This is a genomic window from Mesorhizobium sp. M0296 (assembly GCF_040321675.1).
Lineage (GTDB): Bacteria > Pseudomonadota > Alphaproteobacteria > Rhizobiales > Rhizobiaceae > Mesorhizobium.
Map to the genome: position 1 here is coordinate 17496 of NZ_JAMYRZ010000057.1, position 16480 is coordinate 33975.

A 16480-nucleotide genomic window follows, 5' to 3' on the forward strand; every position below is an offset into this window, starting at 1 on the left:
AACCAATAGGCTGTTAATTTGGACAGTTCGTCTCACAGGTGGAACGATTATGGATCTCGTCGCCCTTGCCGATTTCAACGTTGTCGCGCGTCACGGTGGCTTCGGCAAAGCGTCGCGGGCGTCCGGCCGTCCCAAAGCGACCTTGTCCCGACGGGTTACGGAACTGGAGGCTGCCCTTCGACTTCGGCTCTTTGAACGTGGCGCGCGCAACCTCAAACTCACTGAGGAAGGACGCGCCCTTCATGAGCGGACAGCCTCTCTGCTGACGGAGCTCGACGAAACGGCGGCCACCATCGCGGCGGGCGGGGACAAGCCGCGCGGCAGGTTACGGATCAGCGCGCCGCTGCTGTTTTCGCAGACAGCCATGGGCAGGATCGCGGCGGGCTTTGCATTGAAATATCCCGACGTGCGGTTGGAAGTCACGACAGAGGACCGAGCCGTGGACATGATCGAGGAAGGTTATGATCTGGTCATCCGGGTCAATCCAGACCCAGACGAAAGTCTTGTCGGCCGAGCCTTTCTGCATGATCGCCTGGTCGTCGTGGCAAGCCCCGATCTGCTCCGGCCGGCCGCAGATCTCTCGGTGCCAGGTGTCGTGCGTGGGGCCAGCGATCGGCAGACCTGGAACGTCGTGACTTCAGAAGGATCCGCGACGATCGGGATCGAGCCCATTCTCGCACTGTCGTCCCTCATCATGGTTCGGGATGCCGTGCGAACCGGCGTAGGCGCTGCTCGTATGCCGATTTCGCTGGTGAGTCACGACCTGGCCGACGGCACTTTGCTGCACTGGGGTGATATCGAAGGTTCCGAGATCGCGCTGTGGGCGCTTTACCCGTCGCGGCGTCTGTTGAGCGCGCGCGTTTCTGCCTTCCTGGATTTTCTGAAGCAGGCTTTTCCCAACGGAACGCCCGATGAACTGGCGACCTACATCGGCAAGTGAGGGGCCAAAGCAGCCTGCTCCACATTTTGCAATCGGGCCGGCGTTACCCAGCGGTGTTTACCCGCGAATAGGCGCCGGGCGGCATTCCCACATGCCGACTGAACGCGACGCTGAAGGCGCTTGCCGAGCCATACCGACGCGTTGCGCAATCTCCGCCGTGGCAACATCCTTGCGAAGGAATTCCTTCGCCAGCGCCATGCGCCGCCGATCGCGTATTCCATCGGGGCCACGCCAACCTCCCTCCGGAAACGATCGAAGAAGGTCGAACGGGACATGGCAGCATCCCGCGCGAGTGTTTCCACCGTCATGCTGCGACCTGGATCCGCGTGAATCCGGCGCAAGGTCGGTGCCAGCAGCGGATCGCCCATACCGCGCAGGAGACCGGGTGGGGCCGCGGCGCTTGCCGTTGAACGCAAAGCTTCGATCAACAGCACCTCCAACAACCGGTGAAGCACCATCTCACGGGCGGTCCGGTCGGCTCTCGTTTCGTCGTTTATCATCCCGACCAGCATCATCAGCCGCTCTTCGCCCTGGACGTGGATAACCTCTGGTAGCAACGAGACGAGAAGAGTCTTGTCATCCGAGCCAAAGGCACAATGGCCAACCATCGCCTTGATTTCGGCGGTCGCTTCTGGGTCACCGAGCCGGAAGACACCCGGGCTGGTCTCAAGACGTTGGGCAAGGGCTCCGCGAGGCGGCGGTTCCAGGCTGCTCATCGTGAACGAGAAGATTTCCGGAACCAGCACGAAGTCGCCGGCCATCAGCAACATCGGAGCAGCTGCCCCATGTCGAACTCGTCGCGGACGATTCCGGACATCTCCTCCCGGCGGAACGCGAAGCCGTAGTCGAACAGGAAGTCGTCGCCGTAGGCAGACACGTAGGGCATCGTCCACCCGCGCTGTGCCTTAGTCGCCACCAGCTTCTCCAGCGGCGCCCGCGACATCGCGATGAGCGTCACGTCGCGGTCGTTCACGTGCGTGACCATGCCGCCCAGCCCATCGCCGACCGAGGTGCAGCCCGGGCACGCCATCTTCCAGTCCTCCCCGAACATCAGGTGATAGATGAGGAGCTGCGCGCGGCCATCGAACAGCTCCGGCAAGGACTTCGGCCCGTCGTCGGTGGCGAAAGCGTAGTGCTCGGAACCCAGGGCAACTCACGCCGCTGCTTGGTGACGCGCCGTTCGTGCGCCGCCAGCTCCCGCTCGGCCGCCAGCAGCTCCTTGCGGGCGGCCTGCCACTCCTGCTCAGTCGCGACCTCCATCCGACCTCCCTATGTTCGACCTCGTCCTTGTTGAAACCGCGCGGCAGCGGAAAACTCATCGGCACCTCGAAGTCGACGACCTCCGCGACCCGTCCGTCCTCGAGGGCCTCGAGGCGCAGGACGGACAGGGCGAGCGGACGGTAGCCCGGCTCACCCGACGAGCACAAGAGCAGCATCGTCTGGTTGGTCCCGAAGCGGTCGTTCCATCGAGCCGATTGCTACCCGCGGGACGCGCCATTTCCTGACTTTGCCGTTTACGCCGCAAGGTCGCGGCTCGAAATCAAACCGGACGGTCATCCAATCCTGTCCTGGGCTCCAGCGGCAGGTTTTGCATCGGGATCGTCATGCAGACGTATTGCCACGATCATTGCGCTCGTGAACCCGCCCCGCGTCTTCCGGCGATCTGATCGCCTGTCGCGAGCGGCTCAGGTGCTTTTGAGCGTGCCGTTCATCCCTTCCGGATAGAAGCCGCCCTTGCTCACTCCGTCCTTGTCGTTGAGATAGACGATCCGGAGCACCTCCTGCGGTTTTCTGGTGAAGGCGATTGCGTCCGGCGTTGAAGGAACGATGTTGGCTTTGCCGTCCACCTGGATCCCCTGGTCCTTATCGTCCGATCCGTCGATTTTGTCTCGGGCATCGGAGACAGCGTTGGCGGCCTTCCAGGCTTCCTCTCCCTTCCGGTATAGCGTCGATCGCGCCATTCCCATGTGATAGGCTTCGACCGCAAGAATGCCTGCAGCGGCGGCGAGAAAATCCTTGTTCTTTAGAACTGTCGCCGCACCCGCATAGGCGGTGACGCCGACATCCTCGAACAACATCCCGCCGAGAACGAAGTTCGTCTCATTGCCGAAGGGGTCGAAGTCCGCACCGAGACCAGCCGCTTCCGCGACGGCTTTGAACCCTGCGTCGAAATCGATGGCCGGCCTGTCGACGACGTTCTTTCCAAGCGTCTTGCGGTAAAATCGGACGTGCGCGAGTTCCTTTTCCGCAACTTCCTGCATGAATTCGCCGATGGCCGGCGTCTCGAACGAGACTTGCTTTCCGCCAACGACGTCGCCGGATTTCGAGCCGGCATCGGCTGCGTCGATGCCTTTTCCGGTGGTGCCGCGGAGATAGTATTCAGCCTCCATATATTCGAGGTTGAGCGCAAAGCGGAAAATGTCTTCGTCCTGCACGTCCTCCTGGGCATAGGCGCGAGAAACCGGCGTCAGGCCCGTGGTGGTGGCGAGGGTTGCTCCCAAGCCGAACTGCAACGCGCGACGGCGCGAAATATGAATTGAAGGCGTGACACGGATCCTGACTTCCTCCCAAAAGCCCGCCGGTATCACCTGTTGGCACCTGATCGCGGGCCAGCCTTTCTAACCCCGTAAAACTCGATAAATGGTCCTTCGGTTGTCGCGCATTTTCGCCAAATGTTGTGCTTCGAATCCGAGCCATGACCTTGAGCTGATTATGGGCGACTGATGTCTCTCGTCTTGTCGAGAAGCTAGAGATCACAACTGCATCGATGTAGCCTTTTATGACCAGTGATATCTACGTCATAGGCGTCATTTGCGCTGGCCGGTGCTTCGGCGCCAATACACAAGCGAACGCCGATTGGCTTATTCGATCGAAGCCAGGGGCGCTACGGCCGGTCCGTTCAAAGCCGTGCCATCGACGGCAAAATGCGAGCCGTGGCAGGGGCAGTCCCAGCAGCGTTCCAGCGAGTTCCAATGGACATGGCAACCGATATGGGTGCATGCGGCCGATCGCTTGTAGAGCGTGCCGTCCTCATCGCGAAAGGCAGCGACTTTGGTGAGCCCCTGGCGGACGATAGCCCCCTCTCCGGGCCGCAGCTTATCGGCGGCATCAATTTTGCCAGGCGCGACATACTCGGCAAAACTCCTAATCGCTGTCGCATTCTGCGCCAAATAATCGCCGATCGCGCGTGCCGTCTTGCGAGAGGGTTCGTAAAGTTCCCGCCAGGGGCTTTCCCCTTTCAGGATCAGGTCGGAAATCAATTGGCCGGCCACAACCCCATGGGTGATGCCCTGACCGGAATCGCCGGTAGCAACGAAGACGTGCCCGTTGCCGGGATTACGGCCGATGAATCCGGCGTAATCGACGGTCTCCATTACCTGCCCGGACCATCGATTGGCTTCCGCGCCGATATCGGCCACCAACCCTTTGGTCCAGGCCGCCAGGGCAGCGAAGCGGTCGTCGGCGTCGTCGGCCTGCCCTGTCTTGTGATCCTCACCACCGACGATCAGAAAGTCGGTCTTGCCTTCGCCAGGCTGCAGACGGACGTAGTGATAGGGGTCCAGCGTGTCCCAGTAGAGTGCATCCGGTAAAATGTCGCGCGCGATCTCGAATGCCATCGCGTAGGTCCGATACGGCGCCTGCTTGGTGTGGAGCGCCACCCGATCGTTGATCGGCGAGTTGGTGGCGACAACGGCCGATTTGGCAGACACGGCAAAGCCTGAGACCGTGGTTACGCGCACGCCGCCGTCAGTCTCCTCGACCTTATCGACGATGGTATCCGCATAAAGCGCGCCGCCGCGCGCGCAGATGCCGGCAGCCAGCCCGCGGAGATAATTGAGCGGGTGGAATGTCGCCTGATTGGGATAACGAAGGGCGGGCGCGTCCGAAAACCCAGCAAGCGGCACTCCCATGGTTTTTTCGACGTCGACACCGATCTTCAGAGCGGCGTCCAGTTCGCGCTCGATGACGGATTCCTTTCTGCCTGACGCCGGAAACAGAAAGCCGTCGAGGCGGCGGAAATCACACGCAATACCCTCCGCCTCTTGGATTGCTTGGATACGGGCGATAACGGCCGACTGGCTTCGGTAGTAAATCCGCGCCAGTTCCTCGCCGCGCAATTTGATCAGTTCCGAAAAATAATCGTCGCAGATCGATGACAGATGCGCGGTGGTGCGTGCCGTCATGCCGCTTCCGATCCGGCCGCGATCAAGCACTGCCACCTTTTGCCCGGCGACGGCCAGTTCGTAGGCGACCGACAGTCCGGCAATGCCAGATCCGACGACCACGACATCGACCTGTTCACTCCGCTCGAGCGGAACCGCCTCAGGCGCGACTTCGGTTGCCGCCCAAAGCGATACAGTCCTTTCATCGCTGACATTCATGGCGGAACTCTCCAGGGCATCGATCAGGAAATGGACGCGAGGGGCTAAAAGTTCCCGCTGCGTTTGTACGCCGATCTAATGCGCTAAGCTCCACGGACTGCGCAGGTGGGAAGCACCCCCTTCGCGCGGGTTTCCAGGCCAGCTGTTTCAATCGCCAGTTCGAAGCGTTAGCCGCATTCGCGGACAATTGCCGTGGTCCGCCAACAGCGAGAACGCTGGCCACATCTGACAAGGCGCAACCAGTACGTGACCGTGTAGTGTCTGGACGATCTTGAAGGCATCCCCATGCAGTGTTCTATGAGTAGACACCTCGAAGTTCCAGGATACGATGCTATGCGACTTAAATGGCCGCGCCCGATTGTCGCCGTTTGGGGCGCGCCTGACCGTCCCGGCCTTCAGGACCACGTTGCCTCGGCCGATACCCACTGATGGAATGCGGCGATACGAGGGTCGGTCCAGCAATCTCTTCTGCAACACAAGTAATAGGCCTCCGTGTCGTCAGAGATCTGCATGTCCTTGAACGGCAGGACCAGTTCTCCCTTGGTGATCTCTTCGTGGAGCACAGAGAAGGTCTCCGATCGCGACGCCCTGGCCCATGGCCGCGGCACGATAGGCCATATCGGCACTGGGAAAGACCTCACCCGAGTTCACGTCAAGAAGGTTCGGCACAAATCGCCCAGCCCAAACTTTCCAATCGTGCCGATCAGACGTTTCATGCAGCAGGTTATGGTGAACCAGGTCGGCAGGAGAGGTTAGTGGCACCCCTCTCTCCAGCAGCTTTGGAGAGCAAACTGGGGTGCCGAACGATTGCAACACTAGCACCGCGTCGATATCTTTCGGCCCATTTGGATTACCGCAGTCAAAGGCGAGATCGAACTCACCTCCGAAGAAAATTTCCCAATCATAAGGAGCGGTCGTTAGCAATGGCCTGCAATCGGTGTCCGGGTAACATCACGTCGAACTCGACATCAAAGACCAGTTGGAGGTCGCATATCAGCCGATCGAGCGTGTGTATTTTCCAGAGATGGGCATTGCATCGGTGGTCGCCACCATGACCGGTGGGCGGCAAAGCGAAGTCGGCATCGTCGGCCACGATGGCATGACAGGGGTTGCCGTTATCCTCGGCCAAGACAGATCTCCCAATGAAACCTATATCCAGGTCGCCGGCAATGGCTGGATTCTGCCCGTTGAAGACCTTCGCGCTGCGATTGCAGCAAGCCAGTCCCTTCGCGAGTCGCTGCTTCGCTATGCCCACGCGTTCCTCGTGCACTCGTCCCGGACCGCGCTGGTCAACGGCCATTCCAAAATCGAGGAGCGGTTGGCCCGCTGGCTGCTGATGGTCCAAGACCGCGCCGAAGGAAACAAGATCTACCTGACGCATAAATTTCTGGCGACCATGCTTGGTGCCCGGCGCCCCGGCGTTACCACCGCCCTCCAAATGCTTGAACATCGGGGGCTGGTTCACGCCAAACGCGGCGAGATCGCAATCGTCGATCGCGTTGGAATGATAAAACTCACACACGGTGCTTACGGCGAGGAGGAGCAAAGTCACTTCGGCCTAGCCTCCGCCTAACTGTTCGGAATCGGACAAACCCTTGCAGGCTGCCGAATTGGTGCTGAAGCGCCGCGTCGCCGAGGCCGGGCTCGACCCGCAAGCCTTCTCCGCCCACGGCCTGCGCTCCGGCTATCTTACCGAAACCGCCCTTCGCCAAAAAGACGTACAACCGCTCTGGAGCCCGGTCGGGTGGGGCTCGGTTGCCTGATGCACGACCATTTTTTTGCAGCCGCCCACAGTTAAGAGCGCACAACCAGCGGCACGAGGCCCTCGTGTCGCTCGTCGAGATAGCAGACGATGCGGTCGCCGACGCGCTGAAAAGTGAGGTCGACCTTCACGTCACCGACCGCTAAGTGCCGGAGGACGATGTTGTCGATGCCTATCGGCAGCCGAGGGCGTTCGACATTGATCTCGCCCTTCCAACCATCGATCCGAATCCCCAGACAGGCTTGCAGCATCATGAAGGCGGATCCGGCGGACCATGCCTGTGGCAGACAAGCCACGGGATAGGCCACTGGCGCATCACCGATCGCACGCGTAAACCCGCAGAATAGCTCCGGGAGCCGCATGTTGAAACGGACCGCCGCCTCGAACATGCTGCTCATAAGCTTCACGACACTGGTGCGCTCCTGGTAGCGGGCGAGCCCAGCGGCACAGATTGCCGTATCGTGCGGCCAGATCGAGCCGTTGTGATAGGACATCGGATTGAATGGAAGCTCGTCGTCGGCCAAAGTCCGAACGCCCCAACCGCTGTGGAGATGGGCTGATAACAGCTGCTCGGCAACTGATTGCGCCCGTTCAGCTGACGGTAGCCCGACATAAAGCAGGTGACCGGGGTTGGAGGCGCGCACCGCGCATTGCTTGCCTTCGCCGTCGATTGCCAAGGCATAGAAATTGCGGTCTGACATCCAAAACTGCGTCTCCACTGCGTTGCGGATCCTTTCTGCCATGCCGCTCCAGTGCGCTGCCTTGGCGACATCGCCGCGCTTGGCGGCCAGCGCAGCCATGCCTTGATAGGCTGCGAAGACGTAACCTTGCACCTCGACCAGTGCGATTGGTCCCCTGGGTATCGTCCCATCGCTATGGAAGATAGCGTCTGCGCTGTCCTTCCAGCCCTGGTTGAAAAGCCCCGTATCTGCCGCCCTGCTGTAGGTCACGAAACCCTCTCCGTTGCGGGCTCCTACCTCCTCCATCCACGCGATGGCCGCACACAGCGAGTCCCACATGCGATCGACGAACTCGTCATCGCCCGTGCGATCGGCATAGGACCAGGCCAGGTAAACATAGAGCGGAGTGGTGTCGACGCCGCCGTAGTAGCGGCCGAACGGTAGCTCTCGCAGCACAGCCATCTCCCCCTTGCGCGTTTCATGCATGATCTTGCCGGGCTCGGCATCGTCAAATATCGAAGTCTCTGTCGACTGATAGCGGGCAAGGAACGCCAGGACCCCGCGGGCAAGGTCAGGGTTGAGCCACAGCATTTGCAAGGCGGAAATGACGCCGTCGCGGCCGAAGGCGGTCGAGAACCAGGGAATACCGGCGTACGGATAAGGCCCGGTCTCCAGATCAGTGGTCAGCAACGCTATGTCGGCGCGCGTGCGCGTGAGCCAGTCATTGAACACGCGGCCGGAGCTGAAGACGGTGGCGCCCTGTCGACGCTTTGAGCGCATGGCAAACCGCGCTCGCGCCGCGGCCGCGCGGAAGCGATCACTGGACGGAATTTCCTCGCTGTGACCGACCTCCAGATGGAGCGCTCTGCTGTCGCGCATCCCCACCACAATGAGGAACTCGGCGTGATTGGGGTGCATCTGATGGGGCGTCATCGAAAACGCGATGACGGATTGGCGCTCCACATTGTCGAGACCCTCGTAGCGAAACGTCACTCTTGACTCGCCCACTAGCGCGTCATGCGCGCGACCGCGCCGGCTGCGCGTAGTGCCGCGCACCTCAAACATGTCACGGAAATCGGCGTCGAAGTCGAACCGGACCGGCAGCAGCACCTCGCGCGCGGAGTAATTCGTGAAGATGACGCGCTCGAACATGCGGTCTTGCCAGATGAACCGGGTCCGATCGATGTGCACGACGCCCGGCAGCGTTTCACTACCGTTCGGCCCGATGGTGGCCAGATTTGTAAGATTGGCGGTGAATAGGATGTTATCTTGCGATAGCGAGGCGCCAAGCAGTGAGGGCATGCGGCCGCCGATGAACAGACGGAAGCGCGACAGCACACGCGTGTCGTCGCGGAAAAGTCCGTCGCCGGTGCCTCGTATGTCGCCATAGCTGTCCGCGACGATGAAGCAGTCCTCGTGCTTGAGAGCAAATTGCCTATGCGGCTCGCGCGGCGCCGATTCGTCGAGCGCCGGGAGAGCCACAGCTGGATCAAGCTTGCGTTCTTCGACTTCAGTGGTCATGTCAGCCCTCCTGTTCGAAAGAGACTTGGGCGGTGGAGACTTGGGCGGCGCAGGCACACATGCTTGCCCATCAAGGCCGGCGCCGAACCATCCTCATCAACAGCGTCTCGCATCAATCCCGCACTCGGCGCGCGATCGCGGAGAGCCTCGTTCGAATTCTTGGCGAATGATTGGCGAATTCTGTTGTAGAGCGCGATCAAAAGCGGCTCGAAGCCGATCGGTTCTAGGCCGGTTCGGTCAAACAGGCCTGACCAGCTGCATTTCAGCGCGGCCATTTCGAGAGCCAAATGCAAATCGCTTGTTGCCGGCGAGCGAGCGGTAGACCTCCATATAGTCGCTGCACATGCGCCCGACCATGAACCGCCTTTCAAAAGTTTCCCGTACCCGTGCGCGATCGAGACCGCCTATCCGCCGTACAGCCTCCACAGCTTCGTCGACGCTGTCCACTATCAATCCGGACACGCCATCATCGATGACCTCTGGAACGGCGCCGCGGTTGAAGGCTATCACCGGGGTGCCGCAGGCCATTGCCTCGATGGTTACAAGGCCGAACGGTTCGGGCCAGTCGATCGGAAACAGCAGCGCTGTCGCATTGCCCAAAAACTCCGCCTTCTGCTGCTCATCGATCTCGCCAATGAACTCGACATTCGAATATCGAAGCACCAGGGGCTCAACTCGCTCCGCCCAAAATGATTGGTCAACCGCGTCGATTTTGGCCGCGATCTTCAGCGGCATTCCAGCGCGGGCGGCGATTTCTATCGCCACTTCCGGGCCCTTTTCCGGTGAGATGCGGCCAAGAAATGCCAGATATCCCGAGGCTTTCCGCCGGAATGGAAGAATATCACGCGGCAGGCCATGGTAGACCGTTCCGAGCCAATTGACCGGCGGCATGGGCCGGCGCTGGTCATCGGAAATCGAGACCAGCGGAATGTCGTCGAACATCGCGTAAAGCCGCGCCAGGAACGGAAGGTCGAGCCTGCCATGAAGCGTGGTAACGGTTCGCTGCGCGAACTCTCGAATTATCGGAAAGTGGAGAACATCGACATGAAAATGCAGTGCATCGAATTCATCCGCCCGTTTACGGACCTGTTCAAGCATCATGATGTGGTAGGGAATATGGTTTTGGGACTTGGGATTCAGGCGCAGTGCAACATCGCAACACGCCACCAGTTCGGCCGAAGTGCGTGAATCACCGCTGGCGAACAAGGTCACCTCGTGGCCCTGTCGAACCAGCTCTTCCGTCAGATATGAAACGATGCGCTCGGTCCCGCCATAGAGCCTGGGGGGTACAGATTCGATAAGAGGTGCAATCTGGGCGATCTTCATTTTTGCAGGACATCGTGAAAGTGAAAAGTCGGCCTTCAACGAAAGCGGGCGACGCGCACACCTCTCCTTGTATTGCACCGACGCCAACTCTCGAATTGCTAATATGTTCCCGGGAAGATCACCCATCGTGACGTTCGGGCTAGGCAAGGCTTGAGGGCCTAGGTCCTGATCTTTGCGGAATGTTCGCGGGGTGCGGGCATTCCGGCATGGCATCGAGCGCCGGCATCAAGGTGATCATATTCTGGGTCAACGTGGCGTGTCGAAGCCGCTTCAGCGGGGCCGAGTTTATTCGCAGAAGAAGCATCATTCTCCAGATCCCCCCTGTAGCGCGAGGCGCGTCCGTGGCAGAACTTTGGCATGGCACGCCTTGGCCCGCTGCTGGCATTTTTAGCGCTCTATGCCGCAATGTATGCTGCATTCGGGACAGCGTCCCCGTTCTGGCCACGGTATTTTGAGGCGCGCGGCCTGACACCTGAAGAGCTGGGCGTTCTGTTCGGGCTAGGCAACGCAGCCCGGCTGATTGCCGGACCGCTCGCCAATCGAATTGCAGATCTTCTCGGTGCCCTCCGCATCACCCTGGCGGTCTGCATCGGGATCGCGGCAGCGGCGACGCTTGGGCTGGCTGCCGTGCAAGGCGTCTTTCTTCTGTTGGTCGTCTATCTGGCCCAGTCAGCCGGGCTGGCACCGATCACAACCCTCGCCGACGCCCTTGCGGCGCGCGCATCGGTGCGCGAGCCGGGTTTTGAGTATGGTTGGGTGCGGGGTGCGGCATCAGCGGCCTTCGTTGCTGGCACCCTCGCGGCTGGCCAGGTGCTCGGAGTTTTCGAGCTGGATGCGATTATATGGATGTACGCCGCGCTGCTCGCCGGAGCGTTGGCTGCCGCCGCGCTGGTGCCGGAATCAGACACCGGCGCCGAGCGGGCTGCGGACCCGGTCGGGCAAAGCGTAATCGGCGGGCTGCGCGAGCTGCTCGGTCTCCCGACTTTCCGGCGCATCGTCATGATTGCGGCGCTGATCTATGGCAGCCATGCAATGCATGACACCTTCTCGGTCATCCGCTGGACGGCGGCCGGGGTCGGCACGGCGGCGAGCAGCATACTTTGGTCGGAAGCCGTCGGAGCGGAGGTGGTGGTGTTCGTTGTGGTCGGGCCGATCCTGCTGCGCCGGCTTGGCGTGGCCGGGGCCGCTGCTCTGGCCGCGGTGGCCGGAATTCTGCGCTGGGTCGTGGAAGCGGAAACGGCGGCGATCTGGATGCTTGCGTTCGTGCAACCGCTTCACGGCATTACCTTCGCACTGCTGCATCTTGCCTGTATGCGTGTTATCGCCAGCAGCGTGCCGGCACATCTTGCCGCCACGGCGCAGGCCCTTTACGCGATCGGCCCGGGGCTGGCCACCGCGGGCCTTGTCTGGGTATCAGGTCAGCTTTATGGAGCCTATGGCCCGCCCGGGTTCCTCATGATGGCGGGACTCTGTGTGCTGTCCCTTCCGCTAGTAATTGGACTTCGTGAAAGGCCCCCACCATCGGATTGATGCGTATGAGGGCGATGGTCGCCGATTGTGCGAGCTTCTCAGCCAAGGGGTGGTAGCGGCGGAATGGGGAAGATGCCAGAGGGGCTCGTCAGCGCCCTCGAGCTTCGGCTTGAGTATTTGCACAAACGAGTCCAGCGGGGGGGTTATACCGAAGGCGGATGGGAAACAGCGACTGGAAGACAAGATCGTTCAGGATGCAACAGTCACGGTGCTCAATGCATCTATGAAGGCGACTTCTGCGGTTTCTCCTACGGGTTCCGGCCCGGAAGAGGACCACACGGCGCATTGGATGCCCTGTACATCGCGATTGACCAACGGGAGGTGAACTGGATCGTAGACGCCGACACCCAGAACTTCTTCGGGACGGTCAGTCAGGAAAGGCTGGTTCGCTTCATCGAACACAGGATCGGCAACAAGCGCATCATCCGCTTGATCCGCAAATGGCATAGACATGCTCGGACATGACCTCGCGAACGGTCGTGTTGCCGGCTGAGCGCTCCTCGGCGACACCGCGCATCACGATATCGCGGTCGGTCACCATGCCGACCAGCATGTCATTCTCCCGACCGGAAGGGCGCCGAGATAGTCGGCCCGCATTTTCCGGGCGGCAACCGCTATGAGGAAAGGCCTCTGTTCACTTGCTATGCGCTTTAATGTGCATATATTGTACGTATGAGAGGTCGGAGATTTGCCATGACCCACGCACAGCTCGCACATTCCGCGGTGGTCTCAGGCTTTGTCGATAGCTTGCAGGAACCACGCACGCCCTATATCTCGCCGAAACGCCTGTCGCAGGCCCTCGGCGTGAAGGTGGCCAACCTGGCGCAGTTAACCGGTGTTCATCGCAACACGCTGCGCAATCCCGCATCGGAACGCCTGCAGGGCCGGATGCGCGAAATGGTGAAGGTGATTTCGGCCGCGACGGAACTCACCGGTAACGTCGACAAGGCGATCTACTGGTATCGCAACGAGCCCATCGCCGACTATGGCCATCGCACGGCGGCCGAGCTCGTTGCGGACGGCCAGGTCGAGGCGGTTCTGGCCTTCATCAGGGATCTCGAGAACGGGGCGCGCGGGTGAGAATCACCCACGTCGGCCCGGACGACATCTTTCACCGCTATCTGACACCCAAATGGGCATTCCTGCCCATCAGCGGTGCGGGCGCGGCGATCGACGGCGGCCGCTTCAATCGACCGGGCGTCGAGGCGCTTTACCTGTCACGCGCGCCGCAAACGGCCCTCGATGAATACAAGCAGGGCGCCAGCATCATCCCGCCGGCCACCCTTGCAGCCTTCAAGATCACGCTCGCCGAGGTCGCCGACCTTTCGCAGGGGTTCGACCCAAACGTCTGGGACGACATCTGGCAAGGATGGGATTGTGCGTGGCGCCAGATCGCCCGCATCGACAGGAAGGTCCCGCCATCGTGGAAGCTCGCGGACCTGGTCATCACGGCTGGGCTTCGCGGTATCCTGTTTCCGTCGCTGCGCCATGCCGGCGGCACCAATCTGGCGATCTTCTCGGCCAATCTTGTCGAAGAGGATCGCGTCGCGGTCCATGATCCCGATCATCGGCTGCCGCACGATCAGTCGTCCTGGTCCTGAATTGCCGCCTCTCGCCAAGGGCGCAACGACCTCTAGGGCACTTGGTCCTCAACGCGGTCAGCCTCTAATTCTTCCTCTGCGCCTTCCTCCTCCTCGCTCGCCAGCCCGGCCGGAATTTCTCCCGCCAGCAGCTTCTCCTTGCTGAGCAGTCCGGCGTCCTCGAGCGCCTCGAAATCGGGCAAGTCGCGCAGCGTGTCGAAACCGAAGTGCGACATGAAGGCTTTGGTCGTCACGTAGGTGTAGGGGGCGCCGGGCTGTGGGCTGCGCGGTCCCGAGGTGATGAATTCCTGCTCGCGCAGTACGCCAATCAGATCGCGTGAAACCTCCTTGCCGAAGAAGGATGACAGCTCGCCACGGGTGATCGGCTGGAAGTATGCAATGCACATCAGCACCAGCGCCTCGAACTGCGACAGGGGTTTTGACCGCGTTCTATCCGCGCCCTGGCCCGTTGCTGTGCCAAATGCACCGCGAATGACGTCGGCAAACGCTTTCCTGGTTCGGTGCTGCCATCCTCCGGCGACCGACACGAGCTCATAGGGCCGGTTGCGCAGTTCCTCGCGAATGTCGTCGATGATCAGATCGACGTTGCAGCTCTTTCCGACGACCCGCGCCAGCGTCTCACGCATGACGGGCTCGCTGGCGGCGAAGATGACCGCCTCAATCCGGCCCATCCATTCACGCCAGCGCAGCTCCGACGGCAGGTGCTCGAGTTCGGTATCGACCAGCAAGCGCTGGTTATCCTTTCGCTGAGTTCCCGTCCGGTCCGCCATCGCTACAGCCCATAGAGCCGGAAGGTCGGCCGACCCGACAATTCTCGCACGGCGCCAAAGTCGACCAGCCTGTCAAACAGGCGCCGCAGACCTCGCTCGCTCATGCCAGGAATGGGCTGGGACGCGACAATCGCATCGTCGGAGAGCAGTTTTTCGACTACAGCATCCGATCCCTTTGCCCGCAGCTTCGGTGCAACGGCGATGAGCCGCTGGGCACGACGATCGAGCTCGGCCGAAAGCTCGACGGCCCGCAGCGCGGCGCGCGCCTGAGCCACAAGGAGGCTCTGCACGCTCTCCCGGCCTGGCCCCTGGTCCCTCTCCGCCAGGCTGGTTATTCTCGGTCGCACGCCACGCGTGTACCCGCCCGATCCTGACTGCGCTCCCAGCAGCGGCACCGCATATTGCCAGCCCAGCCGTTGCGCGAGCAGGACGTCGGCGAGCCAGGACCCGAAACTGCGTCCGAAGCCATGGCGCTCAGCAGCCGCGAAGGCGCCGGTCAGCACCGCGACAACGCCCTCCGCCCCGGAAAGCTGGCGGAGATCCTCGATCAGATCGCTCACCGCCTCGTCGTCGCCTCCGTGACCGAGTTCGTCCAGCGCGGCGGCGAGCACAGCTTCCGTCAGCAGATCCTCTGCCGGCAGCAAAGTCAGCCGGCGCCAGGCGAGCAGGATGCGGCCGGCCGGCCCGACGTCATCGCCGGGACGGGTCAGACACACCGCATCACGCAGGGCGCCGTCATCCTCGACGCGGCCCGCCTTTCGCGACGTCGAAGCTGCCGCCGCGAGCGCCAAGCGCTGCCGCCAGGCCCCGGCCCACCGCTCCTGCCGGCGCACGACAGCGTCGAGCGCGCCGATCGTTGCGCCTGCCACAACCGCAGCCTCGTCAAGGCTTTGCGGGCCGTCGACCGCCCGTCGCAACCAGGACGGCACCGGCGCCACGGTGGTGACCAGTTCGATCCCGGCAGGGTGAGCATTGTGGCGGAGCGACGGCTTGGGGCGAAGAATCATCGTCAATGAGGATGAACGAGCGCGGCGCTTCTGGCAACGATAATGCGAAGAAACCGCCGCGCCCGTCGTAGCTCCACAACGAACGATAATGTTGCATTATCATTCGTTGTTTACGAGCCTACGGAGCCATGGTAGAATACGCCAGAATGGTAGACTTTTGGAGCCTTTCGTGTCCCTGAACATCAAAAATCCGGCCACCGTGGCTCTCGCCGATGAACTCGCGCGCCGCCAGGGCATCAGCAAGACGGCAGCCATTCACCAGGCCCTGAGCGAGCGCTTGCACCGCTTGGGCTTTGGAGAGACCGCTCAGGAGCGTTTGCTGGCAGAATTGCGCGCCATCCGAGAAAGAGTGGCACGATTGCCTGAACTGGATAGTCGCAGCGACGAGGAGATCATCGGGTATGACGAGCATGGAATCCCTAACTGATGGTGATCGATACCTCAGCCGTTGTAGCGATCCTTCGGAGCGAGCCTGAGGCAGCAAGGCTGGAACGAGCGCTGGTCTCCGACCCAATCCGTCTGATCCCGGCAACCTGCGTGCTCGAGGCACGCATGGTGCTGGTCAGCAGGCGCGGCGAACACGCGTTGGCCGAGATCGATCTTTGGCTGCGCAAAATCGAGGCCGACATCATTCCTGTCGACTCCGAATTGGTTGATCTTGCGACCCAGGGTTGGCTGACTTACGGCAAGGGCCACCACCCGGCGGCGCTGAATTTTGCCGATTGCCTGTCCTATGCTTTGGCAAAGCGTGCGGACGAACCGCTGCTTTTCGTCGGCAAGGACTTCTCTCAAACGGATATCGAAGCGGCATGAGCATGACTGACGACGCTCCAAGATCATCGGCTGCTTCCGGCGAGGACGACATGCCCGACATTATCGATATCGTCATGCAGATGGGCGATGCCGACCTAGCCTCGTCCCCTCCCCTTCCAGCCATTGCCAATCCCAGCCTGCCTGCGCA

General features: G+C 61.4%; 18 protein-coding genes and 3 pseudogenes. 9 read left to right on the plus strand and 12 right to left on the minus strand.

Going from position 1 to position 16480, the window contains the following annotated elements:
* Positions 1 to 49 precede the first annotated feature (49 nt).
* Positions 50 to 940: a LysR family transcriptional regulator gene (locus NKI97_RS32275; RefSeq protein WP_352450334.1), complete on the plus strand. Its 891-nt coding sequence runs from the start codon at positions 50 to 52 to the stop codon at positions 938 to 940.
* 43 nt (positions 941 to 983) lie between these two features.
* Here NKI97_RS32275 and NKI97_RS32280 read toward each other — a convergent pair.
* Together NKI97_RS32280 and NKI97_RS32285 are read right to left on the minus strand one after the other, a co-directional pair.
* Positions 984 to 1713, minus strand: a pseudogene (locus NKI97_RS32280) (cupin domain-containing protein); the annotation flags it as partial.
* A pseudogene (locus NKI97_RS32285) lies at positions 1701 to 2200 on the minus strand (DUF899 family protein). The pseudogenes NKI97_RS32285 and NKI97_RS32280, both read right to left, overlap by 13 nt.
* A gap of 11 nt (positions 2201 to 2211) precedes the next feature.
* On the opposite strand from NKI97_RS32285, the gene NKI97_RS32290 reads away from it, so the two are divergent.
* Positions 2212 to 2445: a hypothetical protein gene (locus tag NKI97_RS32290; protein WP_352450333.1), complete on the plus strand. Its 234-nt coding sequence runs from the start codon at positions 2212 to 2214 to the stop codon at positions 2443 to 2445.
* A gap of 180 nt (positions 2446 to 2625) precedes the next feature.
* Here NKI97_RS32290 and NKI97_RS32295 read toward each other — a convergent pair whose 3' ends face one another.
* The 3 genes from NKI97_RS32295 to NKI97_RS32305 form a co-directional block, all read right to left on the minus strand.
* Positions 2626 to 3441: a ferritin-like domain-containing protein gene (locus tag NKI97_RS32295; protein ID WP_352749884.1), complete on the minus strand. Its 816-nt coding sequence runs from the start codon at positions 3439 to 3441 to the stop codon at positions 2626 to 2628.
* Positions 3442 to 3801: 360 nt separating this feature from the next.
* Positions 3802 to 5322, minus strand: coding sequence for an FAD-dependent oxidoreductase (locus NKI97_RS32300; RefSeq protein WP_352838328.1), 1521 nt, complete (start codon positions 5320 to 5322; stop codon positions 3802 to 3804).
* A 498-nt stretch (positions 5323 to 5820) separates the two neighbouring features.
* The gene (locus NKI97_RS32305; protein ID WP_352838329.1) at positions 5821 to 6246 is read right to left on the minus strand and encodes a LysR substrate-binding domain-containing protein; all 426 of its coding nucleotides are present in this window, start codon (positions 6244 to 6246) and stop codon (positions 5821 to 5823) included.
* Positions 6247 to 6301: 55 nt separating this feature from the next.
* Here NKI97_RS32305 and NKI97_RS32310 point away from each other — a divergent pair, with 55 nt between their 5' ends.
* Both NKI97_RS32310 and NKI97_RS32315 read left to right on the plus strand, forming a co-directional pair.
* Positions 6302 to 6895 (plus strand): Crp/Fnr family transcriptional regulator, encoded by a 594-nt coding sequence (locus tag NKI97_RS32310; RefSeq protein WP_352450329.1) that lies wholly within the window; start codon positions 6302 to 6304, stop codon positions 6893 to 6895.
* 25 nt (positions 6896 to 6920) lie between these two features.
* A pseudogene (locus NKI97_RS32315) lies at positions 6921 to 7031 on the plus strand (integrase); the annotation flags it as partial.
* Positions 7032 to 7116: 85 nt separating this feature from the next.
* On the opposite strand, the gene NKI97_RS32320 reads toward NKI97_RS32315, so the two are convergent.
* From NKI97_RS32320 to NKI97_RS32330, 3 genes are read right to left on the minus strand one after another with little or no spacing between them, the layout of a single operon-like run.
* Positions 7117 to 9285 (minus strand): amylo-alpha-1,6-glucosidase, encoded by a 2169-nt coding sequence (locus NKI97_RS32320; protein ID WP_352450328.1) that lies wholly within the window; start codon positions 9283 to 9285, stop codon positions 7117 to 7119.
* Positions 9282 to 9560: a hypothetical protein gene (locus NKI97_RS32325; protein WP_352450327.1), complete on the minus strand. Its 279-nt coding sequence runs from the start codon at positions 9558 to 9560 to the stop codon at positions 9282 to 9284. The genes NKI97_RS32320 and NKI97_RS32325 overlap by 4 nt, the downstream gene beginning before the upstream one ends.
* Positions 9523 to 10611 carry a glycosyltransferase family 4 protein gene (locus NKI97_RS32330; RefSeq protein ID WP_352450326.1) on the minus strand — a complete coding sequence of 363 codons (1089 nt, stop codon included), beginning with the start codon at positions 10609 to 10611 and terminating at the stop codon, positions 9523 to 9525. The genes NKI97_RS32325 and NKI97_RS32330 overlap by 38 nt, the downstream gene beginning before the upstream one ends.
* 357 nt (positions 10612 to 10968) lie before the next feature.
* Between NKI97_RS32330 and NKI97_RS32335 the strand changes: the two genes are divergently transcribed.
* Positions 10969 to 12141: an MFS transporter gene (locus NKI97_RS32335; protein WP_352725954.1), complete on the plus strand. Its 1173-nt coding sequence runs from the start codon at positions 10969 to 10971 to the stop codon at positions 12139 to 12141.
* Positions 12142 to 12330: 189 nt separating this feature from the next.
* Here the strand turns inward: NKI97_RS32335 and NKI97_RS35585 are convergent, their stop codons facing one another.
* Both NKI97_RS35585 and NKI97_RS32345 read right to left on the minus strand, forming a co-directional pair.
* Complete coding sequence (locus NKI97_RS35585) at positions 12331 to 12588, minus strand: hypothetical protein (protein ID WP_502894554.1); 258 nt, start codon at positions 12586 to 12588, stop codon at positions 12331 to 12333.
* A complete protein-coding gene (locus tag NKI97_RS32345; RefSeq protein ID WP_352450421.1) occupies positions 12563 to 12694 on the minus strand; it encodes a CBS domain-containing protein in 132 nt (43 codons plus the stop codon). The genes NKI97_RS35585 and NKI97_RS32345 overlap by 26 nt, the downstream gene beginning before the upstream one ends.
* Before the next feature lie 140 nt (positions 12695 to 12834).
* Between NKI97_RS32345 and NKI97_RS32350 the strand changes: the two genes are divergently transcribed.
* Positions 12835 to 13221 (plus strand): hypothetical protein, encoded by a 387-nt coding sequence (locus tag NKI97_RS32350; protein WP_352450324.1) that lies wholly within the window; start codon positions 12835 to 12837, stop codon positions 13219 to 13221.
* On the plus strand, positions 13218 to 13742 hold the full coding sequence (locus NKI97_RS32355) for an RES family NAD+ phosphorylase (protein ID WP_352838330.1): 525 nt from the start codon (positions 13218 to 13220) through the stop codon (positions 13740 to 13742). The genes NKI97_RS32350 and NKI97_RS32355 overlap by 4 nt, the downstream gene beginning before the upstream one ends.
* A 32-nt stretch (positions 13743 to 13774) precedes the next feature.
* Here NKI97_RS32355 and scpB read toward each other — a convergent pair whose 3' ends face one another.
* Together scpB and NKI97_RS32365 are read right to left on the minus strand one after the other, a co-directional pair.
* Complete coding sequence (gene scpB, locus NKI97_RS32360; RefSeq protein WP_352838331.1) at positions 13775 to 14512, minus strand: SMC-Scp complex subunit ScpB; 738 nt, start codon at positions 14510 to 14512, stop codon at positions 13775 to 13777.
* Between the two features lie 2 nt (positions 14513 to 14514).
* On the minus strand, positions 14515 to 15519 hold the full coding sequence (locus tag NKI97_RS32365) for a DUF1403 family protein (protein ID WP_352693241.1): 1005 nt from the start codon (positions 15517 to 15519) through the stop codon (positions 14515 to 14517).
* 169 nt (positions 15520 to 15688) lie between these two features.
* On the opposite strand from NKI97_RS32365, the gene NKI97_RS32370 reads away from it, so the two are divergent.
* Both NKI97_RS32370 and NKI97_RS32375 read left to right on the plus strand, forming a co-directional pair.
* Complete coding sequence (locus NKI97_RS32370; RefSeq protein ID WP_031195575.1) at positions 15689 to 15946, plus strand: type II toxin-antitoxin system VapB family antitoxin; 258 nt, start codon at positions 15689 to 15691, stop codon at positions 15944 to 15946.
* Entirely contained in the window at positions 15946 to 16332 is a 387-nt protein-coding gene (locus NKI97_RS32375) for a type II toxin-antitoxin system VapC family toxin (RefSeq protein ID WP_352453724.1), read from the plus strand. Before NKI97_RS32370 ends, NKI97_RS32375 begins: the two co-directional genes overlap by 1 nt.
* Positions 16333 to 16480: the final 148 nt, after the last annotated feature.

Excerpts from the sequence above, each read along its gene's own strand:
- NKI97_RS32275 (WP_352450334.1), top strand. The coding sequence starts at position 50 with ATGGATCTCGTCGCCCTTGCCGATTTCAACGTTGTCGCGCGTCACGGT.
- NKI97_RS32290 (WP_352450333.1), top strand. The coding sequence starts at position 2,212 with ATGTTCGACCTCGTCCTTGTTGAAACCGCGCGGCAGCGGAAAACTCAT.
- NKI97_RS32300 (WP_352838328.1), bottom strand. The coding sequence starts at position 5,322 with ATGAATGTCAGCGATGAAAGGACTGTATCGCTTTGGGCGGCAACCGAA.
- NKI97_RS32320 (WP_352450328.1), bottom strand. The coding sequence starts at position 9,285 with ATGACCACTGAAGTCGAAGAACGCAAGCTTGATCCAGCTGTGGCTCTC.
- NKI97_RS32325 (WP_352450327.1), bottom strand. The coding sequence starts at position 9,560 with ATGGCCGCGCTGAAATGCAGCTGGTCAGGCCTGTTTGACCGAACCGGC.
- NKI97_RS32330 (WP_352450326.1), bottom strand. The coding sequence starts at position 10,611 with ATGAAGATCGCCCAGATTGCACCTCTTATCGAATCTGTACCCCCCAGG.
- NKI97_RS32335 (WP_352725954.1), top strand. The coding sequence starts at position 10,969 with ATGGCACGCCTTGGCCCGCTGCTGGCATTTTTAGCGCTCTATGCCGCA.
- NKI97_RS35585 (WP_502894554.1), bottom strand. The coding sequence starts at position 12,588 with ATGCCATTTGCGGATCAAGCGGATGATGCGCTTGTTGCCGATCCTGTG.
- NKI97_RS32345 (WP_352450421.1), bottom strand. The coding sequence starts at position 12,694 with ATGCTGGTCGGCATGGTGACCGACCGCGATATCGTGATGCGCGGTGTC.
- NKI97_RS32350 (WP_352450324.1), top strand. The coding sequence starts at position 12,835 with ATGACCCACGCACAGCTCGCACATTCCGCGGTGGTCTCAGGCTTTGTC.
- scpB (WP_352838331.1), bottom strand. The coding sequence starts at position 14,512 with ATGGCGGACCGGACGGGAACTCAGCGAAAGGATAACCAGCGCTTGCTG.
- NKI97_RS32365 (WP_352693241.1), bottom strand. The coding sequence starts at position 15,519 with ATGATTCTTCGCCCCAAGCCGTCGCTCCGCCACAATGCTCACCCTGCC.
- NKI97_RS32375 (WP_352453724.1), top strand. The coding sequence starts at position 15,946 with ATGGTGATCGATACCTCAGCCGTTGTAGCGATCCTTCGGAGCGAGCCT.